This window comes from Cupriavidus sp. LA-1 (assembly GCF_055385985.1).
Map to the genome: position 1 here is coordinate 2,079,246 of NZ_AP031387.1, position 17,019 is coordinate 2,096,264.

Here is a 17,019-nt window from a genome sequence, read left to right on the forward strand (position 1 = left end):
GTAGGCACTATTATATATTTTGCGGGACCCACCGGAGAAGCTACGCGGCCCGGCGGCGGCCGGCCCCGTCGGCCTGGCCGAGTATGCCGCGCATGGCGTCTTCCAGCGCCTGCGGCGCGTGCGCATCGATATGCTCGTGCCGCCAGCCAACGAACCGGTCCGGCCGCACCAGGACCGCGCCGGCGTCCGAGATGCCCCGCAGTTCGCTCCAGGTGCCGTAGACGTCGTGGGCATCACAGTTCGGGCCGCCAATGCTGACGACCTCGATTTCGGTACCAAGCGCGGCCGATACCTGTCTGGCAATGCGCCGCCATGCAGCGCCGCCAACACCGGTGAGCAGCGTGAAGCGGCCATGCCCGACGAGGTCCAGCGTCGACAGGCGTGCCTTGCGATGCTCCAGCCAGGCATGTGGCACCACGCCGCCAGGCGATGTGCTCGGGTGATAGTAGAGATCCGGGTCCCGCGAATCTGTCTCGCGCGGGCGGCCGTCCGGCACCACGGCGGATGAGGCGTAGACCTGTCCCATTTCCACACCGTGGCAGTTGAACTGGAAGTCCTGCAGCTTCACCGCTTCCTGCAAGGCACGACGCCGCTCGCGGCCCCGCTCCGTGTCGCCGAAGAGTTCGTCAACGTTCTGCCAGCCCTCGGCTTCGCTCTGGCCAGGCTCAAACCCGAGCGCCTTGGCAATCGGCAGCATGTTGCGGACCGACTGCATGGCCCGGTCGACTACGCGTCGCGCCACCGGCTGCCTTTCGGCGGAATACGTGTCGAGCAGGCGCTCATCGGCGTTGCCGCGGACCACATGGGCAAGCTTCCAGGCCAGGTTGAACGCGTCCTGAATCGACGTATTGGTGCCGAGTCCGTTCGCGGGCGGATGCCGGTGAGCCGCGTCCCCGGCGATGAACACGCGGCCCTTGCGCATGTTCTTCGCCGCAACATGATTGATCTGCCATTTGCTGACCGCCTTCACCTTGATGGGAAGCGAGTCGTCGCCGATGGTGGCCCGCGCGCGCCGGATCACGGCCTCCTCGCTGAGGTCGGGCTCGCCCTGGGCCGGATCGTACATGAACAGCAGCACCCATTCGTTCCACGGGCGCACGCAGATGTATGTACCGCTTCCTACCCAATAATCATTGCCTGGCTGCGTCATCCAGTACAGCACGCCCGGACGATGCTCGCAGTATCTGGCCAGATCCACCTCGAGCCAGCAGTTGACCGCTGCCCCGAGTCCCATTTCGCCTTCCATCTCGAACCCGCACTGCGGCACCACTGTGCTGGCGCCGCCGTCCGCGCCCACCACGTAGCGCGCCTTCACCTGCGTGATTTCCCCGGTGATGCGGTCCTTCAGCATCGCAGTGACCTCGTCCGGCGTCTGCGAGATGTGCGTCAGCTCCGTATTGAAGAGGAATTCCGCGCCACGCTCGCGGGCGCAATCGAGCAGCACCGGCTCCAGCAGATGCTGCGGCGCGTTGCACATCGGCGAAGGGCTGGCCGTCGCATAGTCGGCCTTGCGCTGCTCGGAACTGCCCCACGTCTGCAACCGCGCGATCTCCGTGCCGGCAAAGCTGGTCGCCCACACGTTGTTGCTCATCAGCGCGTTCGGCGTCGCCAGTGCCAGCACGCGGTCCTCGATGCCCAGGTCACGGAACACTTCCATGGTGCGCTGGTTGGTGATGTGGGCGCGCGGCGAATTGGCGGTGCCCTGGTACTTGGTGATGGTCAGCGTGCGCACGCCGTAGGTTGCCAGCAGCGCGGTGGTGGTCAGGCCGGCGGGCCCGGCGCCCACCACCAGGACCGGTACTTCGATGGTCTTCATGGTCGTCTCCTCGAATTGCAAGGCTTATTGCGCCGGCTCGTCTTCGATCGGGTTCGACAGCGTGCCGATGCCTTCGATCGATACCTCGCACACGTCGCCGTGCCGCATCATCAGCTTCGGCGTGCGCGCCCAGCCGATGCCAGACGGCGTGCCGGCCACGATGACATCGCCCGGTTCGAGCGTGATGGCCTCGCTGATGATCGCGATCAGCGACGCCACGTCGTACAGCATGTCCGAGGTATTGGCGGACTGCACCACATGGCCGTTCAGGCGTGTCTCAAGCCTGAGCCCTGCCGCGCCCGGCGGCAGCTCATCGGCCGTGACCACGACCGGCCCGAAACCGCCCGTTGCATCGAAGTTCTTGCCCACCGTCCATTGCGGCGACTTGAACTGATACTCGCGCACCGAGCCATCGTTGAAGATGGAATAGCCGAACACGTGCGCAAGCGCATCTTCCTTGGCGATATGCTTGCCGCCCTTGCCGATGATGACGGCCAACTCGCCTTCGTAGTCGAGCGTATCGCTCACCAGTGGCCGCACGATGGCGCCTTCATGTCCCACCATGCTGGTCGCCACGCGCAGGAAGAGCGTGGGGTAGTCGGGCTGATCGTACGGGGACTCCTTGGTGTGATCGGCATAGTTCAGCCCGACGCACAGGATCTTGGGGGGCGTGCGCACCGGCGGCAGCCAGGTCAGGCGGCTGGCATCCGTCACGGGCGTGGCATGCGCGTACAGCTCGCGCCATTGCTCCGTGTTGTGGCCCAACTTCACCAGTGCGCCAACGTCTGTTCCGGCCGCCTCTGGCAGGGCCAGCACACCGTCGGCGGATACCACGCCCACGCGCGAACGTCCGTCCAGTAAAAATGTTGCGAGTTTCATGCTTCAAGCTCCGGTAGGGAAGATCGCGGCCGTCACGGCATCACGATATACAAATACAAATTAAATATATTTTAAAATTCGAGACGCAAGCTACTGCTGTCGTTCAGTCAAAAGGAAAAGGCACTGCCGATCATGCGGCCATTCGTCAGCGTTGGCCTGCTGCTTACGCTTCGGTATTGCGCACGAAATAGTCCGGCACGTCCGGCCCCCACTGGTACAGTGAGTCTTCCGGCGCGAAGTCGCCCGCGGGCCATACCTGCCCGGCGGGGATGTAGTCGATGTCCGCCGAGTACTCGCAGAACGAGCCCCAGGGATCGAGCACATAAAAGAAGTAGTTGGAGCCCAGGACGTGTCGCCCCGTGCCCCAGCCGCGCATATAGCCCGCATTGGCCATCTGGGCCGCGCCCTGCCCGACTTCGTTCACGCTGGCCACGTCCCATGCGGCGTGATGCCATCCCTTGGCGGAACTTTTCACCAGCGCCAGCAGATGGTGGTCACTGCCATGCGGGGCGTGGGTGAAGGCGATGATGTCGGCTGAACGGTCGGATAGCCGCAGCCCCAGGGCATCGCGATAGAAGTCGAGCGCTCGCTGTACATTCGGCGAGAACAGCAGGACGTGGGAAAGGCGGCGCGGACGGACCTTCTGCACCTGGCTCCTGACCAGCGCACCACGCTCGCCTGCGAGCGTGCTGTCGAGCCCGGCCGCGAGCTTGGTGTATGGCGAAGTCTTCGGCCCGACCCGGACCTGGATCAGGTTGCCGTCGACATCGATAAACCAGATGCCATCCGGCTGATCAAACGGTACATCGTCGACGAAGGTCGCACCGGCATCGGCAAGTTGCTGGCGGATGCCCGCAAGATCCTCGGCGAAGCAGCGGAAACTCAGATAGGCCAAGCGCTTCTGGTCGCCTTCGCGAAACCGGGCCCAGCGATGCCCGTCGGCGGCAAACGCCTCCAGCCAGCCTGCCTGGCGCCGCAACGTCAGACCGAAGGCCTCGAGGAACTGCTCGGCCACTGCCAGGTCCGGCACTTCGAGCGCGTAGTGATCGATCGAATGCACCGCATGTTGCGGCGCCGCCGCCGGCACGCATGACTGCGTCCCCGGCTGTGCTCCGTTTATGTCCATCTTGTCTCCTGCAGTTCTCTTACCTTGTCGCGCGAGGCCCGTGCATCCGGCCCGGCAGTCTTGGAACCTATACTATGTCATAAAATATATAAAAACAAGTTTCGCATATCATCTCGACGGACAACGCCGACGACCGCTTCTGCACTATATGTACTCCCCGAGGACGCGCGACGGCCGCATGCGGGCCGATGTGGTGAACATGGCTGCCGACCAGGAGCGCTTCCGGCAGGCGCTGGCACAGGCGGAAGCGCTGGCGCAGGCACGCAAGGCCGAACTCGATATGCGGCACCGCCAAGCGGTGCGTAATCCTTGACAGCGCCGTCGTCTCTGCCGAAAGCCGCGAGGATATCGGTGTACAGGATAAGCAGGCAAAGGCCAGCTACGATGCCAGCCTGGCCGCGCTGGAGACCGCGCGGCTGAACCTGCGCAGGAGCGAGGTCTATGTGCCGCTGAATGGCTACGTGACCAACCTGAACCTGCACGCGGGCGACTACGTGAGCGCAGGCGCCGCGCGCATGGCGCTCATCGACAAGCACTCATACTGGGTCTACGGATATTTCGAGGAAACCAAGCTGCCCAACGTACGCGTCGGCGCGAAGGTCGAGGTCAGGTTGCTGTCCGGAGGCAAGCCGCTGACAGCTGTACGTGGAAAGCATCGCACGCGGCATTGCCGACCGCGACAATTCCACCACGGCAAACCTGCTTGCCAATCCTCATGTCGACGATCGCTCAGGTCACCAGCTTCATTCTGTAGAACAACTCGACACGCTCCACCGCATCGCTGCCTTCCTCCTGGAAGCGGCGAATGTGTTCGGTCTGCGTGTGATGGGCTTCCTGCGCTGCCGGGCTCTCCCAGTGCTCGACAAAAACAAAGCGGCGCGGATCGTCCTGCTGCTCGAACATTTCATAGCGCAGGTTGCCCGCATCGCCACGCGATGGCGTCACCACGGCCCGCAGTTTTTCCCTGAGTTCGGCTTCCCGTCCGGGCTTTGCGTACAGGACCGCCAGCACATAAAAGTCATCCATCGCACGCATCCTCCGATCGGGTCGTGCGTGGAGCCTAGTCAAACGTCCCGGTGCTTGCAAGGACATTCCGGCGCTGCGCGTATCGTTCTGTCATGGCGAACAGCGTGTTTGGCAGATGGCCATTTCGCTTGTGCTCCCCTTGGCTTATGCTGCAAAGGCTCAGCGCCGCAGGCTGCCGCAAGCGCAACCTGCACTGATGCGCTGCTTAGCAGCAAATCCAATCCTTTGCTTTGGAGAAAACCATGGCCAGCGAACCCATCCGCGATCCCGCAAGCGACCACCTGCTGACTCCGCAGAACTCAGCCTTTGTGATCATTGATTACCAACCGGTTCAGGTGAACTCCATCGCCTCAATGGACCGGCAGTTGCTGGTCAATAACATCGTCGGCACTTCGCGTGCCGCGGTTGCCTACAAGCTGCCGATCATCCACTCCACTGTCAATGTCAAGACCGGCCTGAACAAGCCGCCGATCCCGCAGCTGCAGAAGGTGCTGGGCGACTTCCCGACCTATGACCGCACCTCGATCAACTCCTGGGAGGACGTCGAGTTCCGCGCGGCAGTCAAGGCCACCGGGCGCAAAAAGCTCATCATGACCGCGCTGTGGACCGAGGCCTGCCTGACCTTCCCTGCGCTCGATGCACTCAAGGAAGGCTATGAGGTCTACGTCGTCGCCGATGCCGTCGGCGGTACCTCCGTTGCGGCGCACGAAGCCGCGCTGCGCCGCATCGAACAGGCCGGCGGCAAGATGATCAGCGTTGCGCAACTGTTCTGCGAACTGCAGCGCGACTGGGCGCGTTCGGAAACCGTTCCGGCTTTCATCGACCTGTTCATCCAGACAGGCGGCACGGCCGGCATTCAGTTCTCTTACGACCGCACCTGATGCAAGACGGGCCGGAGCGCTACGGCGCACCGGCCCGCTTCCTTCCCTGCGCCATTGCGCGCGCAAGTCCGACGTCCCCCCTGATTCCAACCACCCAACCAGGAGCCGGCATGGCCGACTACTACCTCCTTTCCGGCCGGGTGTTCATCGCCTTCATGTTCGTCCTCAGCGGCACCAACAAGCTGGTCTTCTTCAGCCACGGTCTCGACGAAGTCCGCGCACGCAACCTGCCGTTCCCACGCGTGGCGCTGTCGCTGACCATCCTTGTGCAGCTATCGTGCGGCCTTGCCATCATGGCGGGGTACCAGACCGCCATGGCATCCTTCCTGCTGGCGATCTTCACGCTGGCCACCGCAGCGGTCTTCTATGACTTCTGGAACCAGAAGGGCGCCCGGCGCACGGTGCTCTTCACCGGATTCCTGGAGCACATCAGCATCATCGGCGGCTTTGTCATCCTGATGGCGGCCGGGCCGGGGAATCTCGTGCTGCGCTTTTCGTGAGCGTGCGCCGGATGGCGAGCTGTCGGAGAAGCAGCCGAAACGATTTGGACTAGCCCCACGAGGCTACAAGCCGGTCTTGGTGTTCTCGACGCAAGCCTTTGCGTAAGCGATTGCCTCGGTCATTGCCTCTTCCTCGCTACTGAACGTGGCTTTGATCTTGTGCCGCAAGCCCGGGACAAACGCGTTTGCATGATCGATTCGTCGTTCAAACAATACCGATGCCTCCCAGATCCCGGATTTAGCCTTCCAGACCGTGCAGTGGCAGTAGTACTCCCCTTCTTCGACCCAGACATGGCTCGACATGGCGACCTCCCATCGTTTCGAGGATTCCTGGCTCAGGCGTGCGAATCACAGCGCGCATCGATCTGCTTCCTGGCCCACTCGGAAGCGTGCTGCCATGCCTCGCCTTCGCTGAAGAACTGGCCGGGAACATGGTGGTGATCGAAGACCTTGAGTGGCGCACCGTCTGCCGCTTTCGTGCAAATCGTTGCCTCTCCTTGCCAAGGCTCTCCATCTCCAAGAGACGTTGCGGATACCTCATACCAGTGGTCACGGTAGTACGTGAAGCCTTGGAGATCCATATCTTTCTCCCACTGTCTGAAAGTATCGTATCCGGGTGGCCGAGTTCAGGGTAATTCAGCCGTGATCATCTACCCACGCCTTCGCCCAGGCGATGCCGGCTGCCGCAGCAAGCTCAAATGAAGGGTAGTACCCCAAGGGATCCGATCCCTCCTCGACGTGGCCATCCTTCTCAACTGCACCGGATGCCTCGAACGATCCGTCGCCAAGCTGCTTTGCAAAGCCGCGGACGATGTAGCCCTGGTAGCTTTCGATTGTCATGACCGCCTCCGATTCAGACAGGAAATCGTAGCATGAAGAAACTGGTCAACCCGAGCTTCGACGGCGAGGTCGGCAGCATCGCTCCGACCGCAATCAACAGGTCAAAGCGCCGACGATCACCGGCTGCCCCCAGTACGCGCTGCGCATAAAGTGCACCGGACGGCACATGTCCCGAAAGAAGTGGGGTTCACAAGCCATAGGGAAGCTACACTAGCAAGCTCGGGCGCTGTTTAACTCACGTTTGGAGAAACCACAATGGCAAAGCTAGTGGTGCTATACAAGAAGCCTGCGGACACGGCGGCGTTTGATTCCTATTACTTCTCGACCCATATTCCGATCGCCAAGAAGATCGCCGGCCTGCGACGCTACGAAGTCAGCAGCGGCCCGGTTGCAACCCCAGTCGGCGAATCGCCGTTTCACCTGGTTGCGGTGCTGAGCTTCGATTCGCTGGCAGCGCTCCGGCAGGCAATGGCTTCGCCTGAGGGGGCCGCAGCAGCTGCTGACGTGGCCAAGTTTGCCCAGGCCGGCGTTGACATGCTCATATTCGACACGAAGGAAGTTTAGGCCAGCGGTCGCCCTGTGCACCTGACGGCCTGCGTCGACAAAGCCCTCCACCAATTGAGAAGCGCTCTTCTGTCTCCCGGCGCGTTGCGCCTCCATGCTGGGGGGCGCTATTGCCGGAGTCGAATGCCGCCCATGTAAGCTCCTGCATCGGCGGATCGCCAACCAGCCCCTATTGAGGAAAAACATGACTCGACAACCACTTCGTACGCTGTGCCTGACCCTGCTGCTAAGCGCTGCAACCATGCCGGCGTTGGCCGATGACCTGAAGAACGCCGTGGGAGGCGGTCTGGGCGGTGCCGCGGGCGCGGCCGTCGGTGGCGCATTGGGCGGCAGCACGGGTGCCGTGATCGGCGGTGCGGTGGGCGGCGGCGCGGGCGGCGCAGTGACTGCCAACAAGAAGGAACGCACTGGCGCCGTCGTGGGTGGCGCGCTGGGCGGTGGTGCCGGCGCCGCGGCAGGCAATGCCATGGGCGGCCGAACCGGCGGCATCGTCGGTGCCGCGGCCGGTGGTGCGGCGGGTTCGGCGCTGGGCGGCAATGTGTCGCGCAACAACTATGCCGATGACCACAAGAACGGCAATCGCGGCAAGCACAAGAACCACAAGAAGCATCGTCAGGACGACTGAGTGAGCCGGCGCGCGATGGCGCCCGATACTTGGGTATCCGGCCCATCGTGCGCTTGACCCGATCCCGTGGCTACTCCTCCACGTAGCCCTTGCGCAGCTTCTCCGTCACCAGCTTGTCCGCCTCGCGCCGGGCCCGCTCGGCGCTTTCGAACGCCTTCACGATCGTCTGCCCCGCGCTGCCGATGCGGCCGTAGCTGACGCAGAGTTCCGTGCCGCGCACGCTGGCACGCCAGAACTTGCGCGACGTGCCCTGCTCGAAGCGGAGCGTCCGCACCAACTCAGGCACGGCTGCCGCTGCCGCTGCCGCGCCCGTCCGGACCTCGTTGCCTGTCCCTGCGCCCTGCGCCGTCACCGGCGTCGTCAACGGCTTCGCCAACGGCGCCGGGATCTCGACCTCCACATCCAGCGCGCGGTCCTCGCCGCCCGCCAGCATGGCCTCGATGCGGGCCAGCACCGCGTCCCGGTCGTCGAGCCAGTCCTTGCCCGGGATGTCCAGCACCCGCCAGCCAAAGCTGCGCAGGATGCCGGGGCGGAACACGTAGCGCTCGGCGGTGTCGGTCACGTCCTCTGACGGCGTATCGAGCAGGATCGCCAGCGCGTAGCCTTGTCCCGACGGATCGGCGATGGCCAGGTCACAGCGGAACTGCGAGCGGCCAACGTTGGCATGTATCTCGTGGCCGCGCGCACGCAAGGCCTCTGCCAGTGCGTCGCGGATGCTGTCCGGCGTGGCCTCGCGCGTGAAGGCGTCGCGCGCGCCCGGGTTCAGCGCGCCGAGCACCGCCTGGGCACGCTCGAACTGGCCGCGCGCGCTGGCCTGCGCGAACTGCAGGAACGCGCGCAGCGCGGCCGCGCCGTCGTTATGCACGTTAGTGATCGCCTCGGCCTGGATCGTCGACACCACCGCCATCCGATGGCGTGCGCGGCTGAAGATCACGTTCAGGCGCTTCTCGCCGCCGCGCTGGTTGATCGGACCAAAGTTCATCAGCATCTTGCCGTCCGGTCCCGGCGCATAGCAGATGCTCAGGATGATCACGTCGCGCTCGTCGCCCTGCACATTCTCCAGGTTCTTGACGAAGAGGCCGTTGAACTGGTCGTCGTCCTCGCGCACATACTCGCGCTCGAGGCGCATCGCAAAGTCCGCGTCCGCGGCGGCCAGCGCCTCGAGCGCCGACTCGATGGCGCCCTGCTGCGCCTCGGAAAATGCCACGATACCCAGGCTCAGCCCGGTCTCGCGCCGCAGCAGCTCGCGCACGGTCCGGGCAATGTAGCCCGCCTCCGGCGCATTGCGGCGGTCGGCGTAGACGCCGTCGGCCAGCCGGTGGAAGCTGACCGGCCGCGCCAGCAGCGCGTCCGCACCCGCAATGCCGGCATCCTCCTGGTCCGAGCGCAGCGGTTCGGCCTCGTCCTCGGCCTGTTCCAGCACGCGGTCGGGGATGGTGACGAGGCGCCCGTCGTAAAACGCCGCGTTGGAAAAGCTGATCAGCGACTCATGGCGGCTGCGGTAGTGCCACGCCAGCAGCGTGGCGGGCAGGTTGCGCGCGGCCTGGTTCAGCAGGCTGTCCGAATCGAGGTTGATCGCGATGCGCTCGCCCTCTTCTTCCACGACGATCTCGTCGTCGCCCTCGGCGCCGCCGGCCGTGAAGAAGCTCGTCGGCGGCAGCTGCATCTCGTCGCCGACCACCACCACCTGGCGCGCGCGGCTCAGTGCTGGCACGGCCTCTTCGGTCGGAATCTGGCTGGCCTCGTCGAAAATCACCACGTCGAACAGGTCCGGCGAGAGCGGCAGCGTGTCAGACACCGACAGCGGGCTCATCAGCCAGACCGGCTTCAGGTCGTTGATGACAAGGCCGGTTTCATCGTCAGCGAGATCGCGGATCGAGCGGTGGCGCATGCTCTTGCCAAACTCGTGCTCGAGTTCGCGGCGGCCCGTGGCGTATTGCTTCTTGAATGCCTTGCCGCCGGCGTCCAGCATCGTGGCCGATAGCGACGACACGCGCACGTGCTCGGCGAACTGCTTGTGCCGCGTGGCGCGCACCACTTGCGCGTTGAGCGCGAGCAGCTCGCGCTGTCCCTGCGCCACCGCACGGGCGGCCTGCGCCAGCGCCGCGCCGCCAAAGCGCGCTAGCACCGGGTTCTCGCGTGCAAGACGGCGCAGTGCCTCGTCGGCCACCAGCGCCTCCAGCTGCGCCGGTGCGTGATCGAGCCACTGCAGCGTGGCGGCGCAGGCGGGGTCGCCCGCATGCACCGCGCGCAACAGCGGCAACAGGTCTGGCAGGTCGTCCAGCGCTTCGCGCAGGTCGCGCAGCAGTTCGGCGATGCCGCCAAGGCGGGCATCGGCGGGCAGCGTCAGTCCGTCGCGCACGCGCTGCGCGAGCTTCTCCAGTGCCTCGCGCGCACCGGCCTCGGCGCGCGCCGCGGCGACCGGATCGACGGCCTGGCGCAGGTGCGCGACCAGTTCGCGCGGGCCGGCGCCTGACCGCAGGCGCTGCTCGATTTCGCCAAGCGCGCGCAGGAAGGCCTGCATCTCGCTCACGCCGTAGCGCCGGCGGCTGTCGGCATCGGCCGCCGCCAGCGCCGCGCTCGCGGCGTGCTCGGCGGCCAGCGCTTCCAGTACCTTGCCATAGCCGGGATGGACGGCGTGCTTGCCGAAGTCATAGCGGCGCTTCAGTTCGCCGCGCAGTCGCCACCATGCCGGCTGCAGCCAGCGCGCGAACGACGGCTCCAGCCGCCGTGCAAGCGCGAGTGCCGATTCGGTATCGCCGGGGCTGAGCTTGTCCTGCCAGTTCGCGGTTGCGGATTTTGCACCGGCGAGTGCCTGCGAGCGTGTCTCCAGCTCCGCGCGGACCTCGCGCAGTGCGGCTTGCGCCGGCGAAGCCGGATCGAGCAGGTCCAGGTGGGCAGCGAGGCCCGTATCGAGCAGCCACTGGCTGTCGGAAGCATGCGCGCGTGCCTGTTCCAGGCTGGTGGCCTGGCTGGTCAGGCTCGCAGTGCTGTCCAGCACAGGGTCGAGCGCATCGAACAGCGCCTCGGCGTCATGGCACAACTGCTCGGCGCGGCCGTATGCGCGCTCGTCGGCCAGCAGCTGCGCAGACAAGCGCGCGAACGGGTGCGCGGCCAGGCTGTCGAGACCAAAGCGCTCGCGCGTGGCGCGGTGCACGCGGTGCGCGAGATCGCGCTGACGGTCCCACGCGGCCAGCGCCGGCAGGCGCTCGCGCAGCGCGGGCCCTGCGTCCGGCACGGCCGGCAGCGCGGTCACGCGGCGCTGCAGCGCACGCACGCTGTCGCCAAGCGCCTCGGGCGCGGCGGCCATTGCCGACTCGAACGCATCGATACGCTGCTGGTGCGCGGCCAGCGCCTGCGCCAGCTGTGTGCGGCGCGCCGCCAGCGCATCGCCGTCGTGCGGCTGCGCGATCCACTGCTCGTAGCAGGCGCGCAAGTCGGCAATGAAGGACTTCTTGTCGGTCTGCGAGTCGTGGATCAGGCAGCACAGCGGGTCCAGCCCGCTCTGCTTGAGCCGATGGAACACCACGTCGAGCGCGGCGCGCTTCTCGCAGACGAACAGCACGCGCTTGCCGCGCCCGGCGTAGTCGGCGATCAGGTTGGTGATGGTCTGCGACTTGCCCGTGCCCGGCGGGCCCTGGATGATGAAGCTGCGCTGGCTGCGCGCCAGGCCGACCGCGGCGTTCTGGGTCGCATCGGCCGCCACCACGTTCCATTGCTCATCCGGTGCGAGCGGCGCGGGCGCTTCCGTCTCCACGTCGCGCGGCTCGATCGAAAACACACGGTCGAACGCCGGATTGGCGCCGGGCTCGTCCAGCAATTGCGCGTAGTCGCGCACCAGCGACATCTTGCGGTAGTTGAAGTTGGCGAGCGTCACCTGCGTCAGGTCCAGGTCCCAGGCATAACGATGGCCCTCGGACTGCTCCAGCACGTAGCCCTGGCGCTCCTCGCTCTGCGCTGCGGCGGGGCCGCTCATGTGCGGCTGGCGTGGACCCGCTCCCGGCGCAGCGCCAGCTTCGAAACGCTGAGGCAGGTCGCTCGGGCGCACCCAGTGCTCGTACAGCGCGCGCCCCAGCGGCCGGTAGTCGTCCTGCGCATAACTGTATGGCGGCAGCCAGCCGCCGGTGCGCGCGGCGGCCGTGCCCGGCTTGCGGCGCTGGAACTGCTGCATCCGCTGCAGCGCCTTCTGCCGCACCAGCCGCACCGCGGCCTTGTCGACCAGGCGCAGCTCTACCAAGGGCTCGGAGCGGCGAATCTGCGCGAGGATGTCGGCATGGATCTCCTCGATGGAGGTCTTGCCGAGATCCACTGTCTCGTCCAGGCGAATGTCGTAGAGCTGGCTCAGGTAGTGGCGCAGCACCGGGTTGAACTCGGCCTCGCCGCCGGCGCTCTGGATCACGTACTGGTCGCGCACGCCCTTGCGTTTGGCCAGCTCCACCGGCAGCCACAGCAGCGGCGTCACGATACGCTCGTCCGGCGCCTCTTTCAGGTTGTGCCAGCGCAGGAACGCGACCACCAGGCGCAGGTTGCTGAAGCCGTATTCGGCGCGGTCGCGGCGGGTCTCGGCGATCAGGCGGTCGAGCGATGCCGGCAGGTATGGCTGGTCGTCGAAGCGCAGCCAGCGCTGCAGCGACACCGGCTTGCCCGCCACCAGCTCGGCGGCGAACGGCCCGCCCCAGGTGCAGATGTGCTCGGGCCGCACGCTTTCGATCTGCAGCATCAGCGGCACGCTGGCCACGGTGACGTTGACGCTGGCCGCAGTCGGACGGAAATGCAGCAGGCGGTTGCGCCGCGAGAGGTCGAACAAGCGGTCGCGCAGGTGCGTGAGCACGGCGGCTCGGCGCGGCGTGGCCCCCGTCGTGCCGGCCAGCGCGCGTTCAACGTCCAGGCCCAGTGGCTGCTCGCGCCACGTGCGCAGCCGGGTCGCCAGCGCGGCGACATCGGTGGCGCGGTCGTGGCGGTTGATCTCGGTCATCTCGACGATCACCGCGGCGACGATCGGATGCAAGCGCTCGTGCACCAGGAACAGGTTGCGGCGATGCGCGACGAAACTGCGCAGGTCGTCCTCGTCGCCGAAGTCCAGGCCGCAGGCCAGGCTCGCGAGCACCATGCCGAGCAGGAAGACGTCGCCGATCTCGTCGTGGTGGCCAACCAGGCGTTCCCAGCTGGCCGGGCCGGGCAGATAGACCGGGCGCTCGACTGGCGCCGTGGCGTCGAGCTGCAGCGCCAGGTCGGCCTGGTCGCGCTGTCCGTCATCGGCGTGGCCGAGCTGCAGCGCGCCGACGATGTTCAGGCCCGAGGCCGGATTCGGCTGCACGCGATGCACTGCGCCGATGTCCATGACGGGCGCTTCGCCGGCGGGCCGGCGCAGGCGCAGCCCGCCGCTCTCGTCCACCAGGATGCTGTCGGGATCGAGCGCGGCCACCCTGCCCTGCGCGTGCATCGCGGCGACCTGCGCGAACAGTGGCAGCACCAGCACCAGAACGTCGTCGGTCGGCAGCGCCGCGCCCGCCTGCGCGTCGACCAGGGCGCGCAGCGTGCGCGGCTCGCTGTTGCCGCTCATACCCGAGATGGAATTCGTGCCAGGGGTCGTGCTGTCAGTCATGCCCGGCCCTCCCTGGCCAGTTCGCGTTGCAGTTGGCGCTGGAAACGGTCCAGCTCGCGCTTGCCGAAGCCGGCGTCGCGGCGCAGGTTGCCTTGCAGCGCGTCCAGACTGCCGAGCGCCTGTGCCACCTGGCCGGCGCGCAGCAGCGCCGCGTCGTGCTGGTCGGGGTCGGCGAGCGCCAGGTCCATCATCAGCGCGTTGAGGTAGCCGCGCACGCTGTCGTCGGCCACGTCCGCACCCAAGGCATCGGGGCCGACCGCCGCTTCGTCGTCGCGCCAGTCGGGGAACATCATCCGCACCTGCGCAAGCACCGCCTCGCTCGCCAGCGCCGTGCCGGCAAGGAAGTGGGCCAGGAAGCCGCGCGTCAGCGCCTGCAGCCGGACCTGTCCCGGCAGGTCCAGCTTCTCCAGTGCCAGCGGGCCGTGCAGCCGGGTTTCGATCCACGGATCGAGGCCGGCGGCGCCCTCCCACCAGAGTGCCAGCGCGCGGGCGCGGATAAAGGTCTCGGGATGGCTGTGGGCAGCGCTCGCACCCCCTTCATGGGATTCGATCTCGGCTGCCTGGCGCAGGTAGGCGGCCGCGTCCACGCTGCCCATGCCGGTCTGCACCTTGACCAGCGTGGACACGGCCGGCGCCACCGCGCCGGCGGCGACAGCGCCGCCGCGGTCGGCGAACAGCTCGGTGTGCAGCGCGTAGCGGCGCCAGGTCTCGCGATGGCTGGCGCCGGCGCCGGGCGCGGCCAGCGCGTCGTTCAGGATGCGGTCGGCTACCAGGAACTGGCCGTCATCGCGCGACCACAGCAGGTAGTGGGCCAGCTCGTGGCCGAACACTGCCAGCAGCTCCGGGGGCGACAGCCGTTCCAGCAGCGGCCCTTGCAGGATGATGTGGACCTCGCCCGGCACATAGACCAGCGCGGCGTTCATGTCCTGGCCCGGCGACTGGTAGAGCGTCGCGGGCGCGTCGATGCCAAGCCGCGCCATCGCCCCGGCCAGCGCCGCGTGCACGTCGGCGTGCGCGTCCGCCTCGATGCGGTAGGTGTCGCGCAGCAGCGTCTGGCGCAGTGCCTCGCGGTGATCGGCGCCGGTCGCGCGGGCGCCGGCCCAGCGCCAGACCTCGGGCTCATGGCGGCGCAGGTAGTCGACCACCGCTGCGTGATAGGCCAGCGGCACCAGCGCGCCGCGATCCGGGGCGTGAGAGTCCATGCGGGACGTTCCAGGGTTGCGTGGAGGCCGATTCTACAGGGGGCGCATGGCGCACGGGCCGTGCATCGGCACCGGCAATGCCTGTATTGGCATGGCCTCGCTGTCGCAACTGATCGGAGGCGGGGATGCCGGCCGCAGAGGGTGCGATTGCCGGCTGAAGCTGTTGGTCTGGATGGGCGTCGAATACGCCGCAAGTTCGTATCCGCCCGACATTGACGCCGCCAATCGGACGGATGCGCTGATGACGGCGCTGCGACTTCATCTTTGCCAGTCCGCATCCGGTGGCGCAGCCTCTGCGTATAAGTGAAAGGACGCCCGCAGCGTTCTGCCCTTCTCACCGCAAACCGGAGTACCGCCATGATCCGCCAGTTCGCCAACACGATCCTCGCCGCCGCCGCGATTGCCGCCACCTGCACGGCCGGCGCTGCCCATGCCGCCGCCCCTGGCGACAGCGCTTTTGCCGGCGACAGGTACGGCTACACCTTCCGCGTCGACATGCGCGACGTCTTCAGCGACGGCGCACGAGCGAGCCGCTTCGACGTCTTCAGCGAAGGTGCCCGCGTTAAGGCTGCCCCCACCAAGGAGTTCTCCCTCTCTGGCATGGACCGCAGCGGCGTGTCTTCCGACCCTGCCCGCAAGTCCGGTGCCGATTCTGACGGCACCCTCGCCGGCATGGACCGCAGCGGGCCATCGGCCGACCCCTCGCGCAAATTCGACGTCTATACCGACAGCGCGTTGGCATAAGCCCGGGCACAGTGAGCCTGCCTCGGGAGGGCGGCGAACTCAGACGCTCGCGCAGGCCTTGGGAAGCGGGATCTCTCCCGCTTCCCGGCGCATCATGCGTCAGGCCAGTTCCGGGTAGTCGACGTAGCCGTGCGCGCCATCGCCGCCGTAGAGCGAAGCGTCTTCGAACGGACGGTTCAGCGGCTTGTTTTCGCGGAAGCGGCGCGGCAGGTCGGGGTTGGTGATCATCTTGCGGCCGAACGAGACCATGTCGGCATGGCCGCTGCGAATTGCCTCTTCAGCCATCTCCTTGGAGTAGCCGTTGTTGACCATCCACACGCCCGTGTACAGGCGGCGCAGCGCTGCATAGTCGAAAGGCGCGTTGTCGCGCGGGCCGCCCGTGTGGCCTTCGACGACGTGGATATACACCGGGTGCAGCGCCTCCAGTTCACGCACGACATGCTCGAACAACGGCTGCGGGTTGCTCTCCAGCGCGTCGTTGACCGGTGACACCGGTGCCAGGCGGACGCCGACCCGGTCGGCACCGATCTCTCCGATCACGGCTGCCATGACCTCGAGCAGGAAGCGCGCGCGGTTTTCAATGCTGCCGCCATACGTGTCAGTGCGCTTGTTCGTGCCGTCGCGCAGGAAGGCGTCAAGCAGGTAGCCGTGCGCACCATGGACTTCGACGCCGTCGAAGCCGGCCTGGATGGCATTGGCCGCGGCGGTGCGGAAATCATCCACGATGCCGGCGATCTCTGCCGTCTCAAGCTCACGCGGGACCGAGCACTCGACGTAGCCTTGGCCGTTGATGTAGGTCTTGGCATTGGCAGCGATGGGCGACGGTGCGACCGGGGCCTGGTTGTCCGGCTGGAAGTGCGTGTGGGACATGCGGCCGGTGTGCCAGATCTGCAGGAAGATCCTGCCGCCCTTCGCATGCACCGCGTCCGTCACCTTCTTCCAGGCAGCAATCTGCTCAGGCATGTAGATGCCCGGCGTATTGGTATAGCCCTGGGCGGTCGTCGAGACCTGCGTGGCCTCCGCGATGATCAGGCCCACGCTGGCGCGCTGGCTGTAGTACTCGACCACCATGTCGGTCGGCACCAGGTTATCGTCGGCCCGGCTGCGCGTGAGCGGCGCCATGGCCATGCGATTGGCGAGTTCGACCTTGCCCAGCCTGATCGGCTGGAACAAAGCGTCAGTGAGAAAGGCTTCTTTCTGTGCGCCCATGA

The 17,019-nt window shown here is 66.5% G+C and carries 17 protein-coding genes; 7 read left to right on the top strand and 10 right to left on the bottom strand.

Translation table 11 applies throughout. The features are described from left to right. Nucleotides 1–40 precede the first annotated feature (40 nt). From ACZ5MJ_RS09835 to ACZ5MJ_RS09845, 3 genes are all read right to left on the bottom strand, one after another. Nucleotides 41–1,816 carry an FAD-dependent oxidoreductase gene (locus ACZ5MJ_RS09835; RefSeq protein ID WP_464219013.1) on the bottom strand — a complete coding sequence of 592 codons (1,776 nt, stop codon included), beginning with the start codon at nucleotides 1,814–1,816 and terminating at the stop codon, nucleotides 41–43. Between the two features lie 24 nt (nucleotides 1,817–1,840). Further along, nucleotides 1,841–2,695 (bottom strand): fumarylacetoacetate hydrolase family protein, encoded by an 855-nt coding sequence (locus ACZ5MJ_RS09840; protein ID WP_464219014.1) that lies wholly within the window; start codon nucleotides 2,693–2,695, stop codon nucleotides 1,841–1,843. Between the two features lie 163 nt (nucleotides 2,696–2,858). Next, nucleotides 2,859–3,821 carry a VOC family protein gene (locus tag ACZ5MJ_RS09845; RefSeq protein ID WP_464219015.1) on the bottom strand — a complete coding sequence of 321 codons (963 nt, stop codon included), beginning with the start codon at nucleotides 3,819–3,821 and terminating at the stop codon, nucleotides 2,859–2,861. Nucleotides 3,822–3,969: 148 nt separating this feature from the next. Between ACZ5MJ_RS09845 and ACZ5MJ_RS09850 the strand changes: the two genes are divergently transcribed. Continuing rightward, the gene (locus tag ACZ5MJ_RS09850) at nucleotides 3,970–4,134 is read left to right on the top strand and encodes a hypothetical protein (protein ID WP_464219016.1); all 165 of its coding nucleotides are present in this window, start codon (nucleotides 3,970–3,972) and stop codon (nucleotides 4,132–4,134) included. A gap of 416 nt (nucleotides 4,135–4,550) precedes the next feature. On the opposite strand, the gene ACZ5MJ_RS09855 is transcribed toward ACZ5MJ_RS09850, so the two are convergent. Then, nucleotides 4,551–4,847, bottom strand: coding sequence for a putative quinol monooxygenase (locus ACZ5MJ_RS09855; RefSeq protein ID WP_464219018.1), 297 nt, complete (start codon nucleotides 4,845–4,847; stop codon nucleotides 4,551–4,553). Between the two features lie 242 nt (nucleotides 4,848–5,089). Between ACZ5MJ_RS09855 and ACZ5MJ_RS09860 the strand changes: the two genes are divergently transcribed. Both ACZ5MJ_RS09860 and ACZ5MJ_RS09865 read left to right on the top strand, forming a co-directional pair. Further along, nucleotides 5,090–5,728, top strand: a complete 639-nt coding sequence (locus tag ACZ5MJ_RS09860) for a hydrolase (protein WP_464219019.1) — start codon at nucleotides 5,090–5,092, stop codon at nucleotides 5,726–5,728. Beyond that, nucleotides 5,728–6,228 carry a DoxX family protein gene (locus ACZ5MJ_RS09865; RefSeq protein ID WP_464219021.1) on the top strand — a complete coding sequence of 167 codons (501 nt, stop codon included), beginning with the start codon at nucleotides 5,728–5,730 and terminating at the stop codon, nucleotides 6,226–6,228. The genes ACZ5MJ_RS09860 and ACZ5MJ_RS09865 overlap by 1 nt, the downstream gene beginning before the upstream one ends. 63 nt (nucleotides 6,229–6,291) lie before the next feature. Here the strand turns inward: ACZ5MJ_RS09865 and ACZ5MJ_RS09870 are convergent, their stop codons facing one another. From ACZ5MJ_RS09870 to ACZ5MJ_RS09880, 3 genes are read right to left on the bottom strand one after another with little or no spacing between them, the layout of a single operon-like run. Then, complete coding sequence (locus ACZ5MJ_RS09870) at nucleotides 6,292–6,531, bottom strand: hypothetical protein (protein ID WP_464219023.1); 240 nt, start codon at nucleotides 6,529–6,531, stop codon at nucleotides 6,292–6,294. A gap of 32 nt (nucleotides 6,532–6,563) precedes the next feature. Beyond that, nucleotides 6,564–6,809 carry a hypothetical protein gene (locus ACZ5MJ_RS09875; RefSeq protein ID WP_464219025.1) on the bottom strand — a complete coding sequence of 82 codons (246 nt, stop codon included), beginning with the start codon at nucleotides 6,807–6,809 and terminating at the stop codon, nucleotides 6,564–6,566. 55 nt (nucleotides 6,810–6,864) lie between these two features. Next, nucleotides 6,865–7,068 (bottom strand): hypothetical protein, encoded by a 204-nt coding sequence (locus ACZ5MJ_RS09880; protein ID WP_464219027.1) that lies wholly within the window; start codon nucleotides 7,066–7,068, stop codon nucleotides 6,865–6,867. Between the two features lie 255 nt (nucleotides 7,069–7,323). On the opposite strand from ACZ5MJ_RS09880, the gene ACZ5MJ_RS09885 reads away from it, so the two are divergent. Next, a complete protein-coding gene (locus ACZ5MJ_RS09885; protein WP_464219028.1) occupies nucleotides 7,324–7,632 on the top strand; it encodes an EthD family reductase in 309 nt (102 codons plus the stop codon). Nucleotides 7,633–7,816: 184 nt separating this feature from the next. Further along, nucleotides 7,817–8,257, top strand: a complete 441-nt coding sequence (locus ACZ5MJ_RS09890) for a hypothetical protein (RefSeq protein WP_464219030.1) — start codon at nucleotides 7,817–7,819, stop codon at nucleotides 8,255–8,257. Between the two features lie 70 nt (nucleotides 8,258–8,327). Here the strand turns inward: ACZ5MJ_RS09890 and ACZ5MJ_RS09895 are convergent, their stop codons facing one another. Together ACZ5MJ_RS09895 and ACZ5MJ_RS09900 are read right to left on the bottom strand one after the other, a co-directional pair. Next, the gene (locus ACZ5MJ_RS09895; protein ID WP_464219031.1) at nucleotides 8,328–13,862 is read right to left on the bottom strand and encodes an AAA domain-containing protein; all 5,535 of its coding nucleotides are present in this window, start codon (nucleotides 13,860–13,862) and stop codon (nucleotides 8,328–8,330) included. Next, entirely contained in the window at nucleotides 13,859–15,064 is a 1,206-nt protein-coding gene (locus tag ACZ5MJ_RS09900) for a M48 family metalloprotease (protein ID WP_464219033.1), read from the bottom strand. The genes ACZ5MJ_RS09895 and ACZ5MJ_RS09900 overlap by 4 nt, the downstream gene beginning before the upstream one ends. Nucleotides 15,065–15,110: 46 nt before the next feature. On the opposite strand from ACZ5MJ_RS09900, the gene ACZ5MJ_RS09905 reads away from it, so the two are divergent. Continuing rightward, nucleotides 15,111–15,371 (top strand): hypothetical protein, encoded by a 261-nt coding sequence (locus ACZ5MJ_RS09905; RefSeq protein ID WP_464219035.1) that lies wholly within the window; start codon nucleotides 15,111–15,113, stop codon nucleotides 15,369–15,371. Nucleotides 15,372–15,421: 50 nt separating this feature from the next. Beyond that, on the top strand, nucleotides 15,422–15,808 hold the full coding sequence (locus tag ACZ5MJ_RS09910; protein WP_464219037.1) for a hypothetical protein: 387 nt from the start codon (nucleotides 15,422–15,424) through the stop codon (nucleotides 15,806–15,808). 99 nt (nucleotides 15,809–15,907) lie between these two features. Here ACZ5MJ_RS09910 and ACZ5MJ_RS09915 read toward each other — a convergent pair whose 3' ends face one another. After that, nucleotides 15,908–17,017 (bottom strand): alkene reductase, encoded by a 1,110-nt coding sequence (locus ACZ5MJ_RS09915; protein ID WP_464219039.1) that lies wholly within the window; start codon nucleotides 17,015–17,017, stop codon nucleotides 15,908–15,910. Nucleotides 17,018–17,019: the final 2 nt, after the last annotated feature.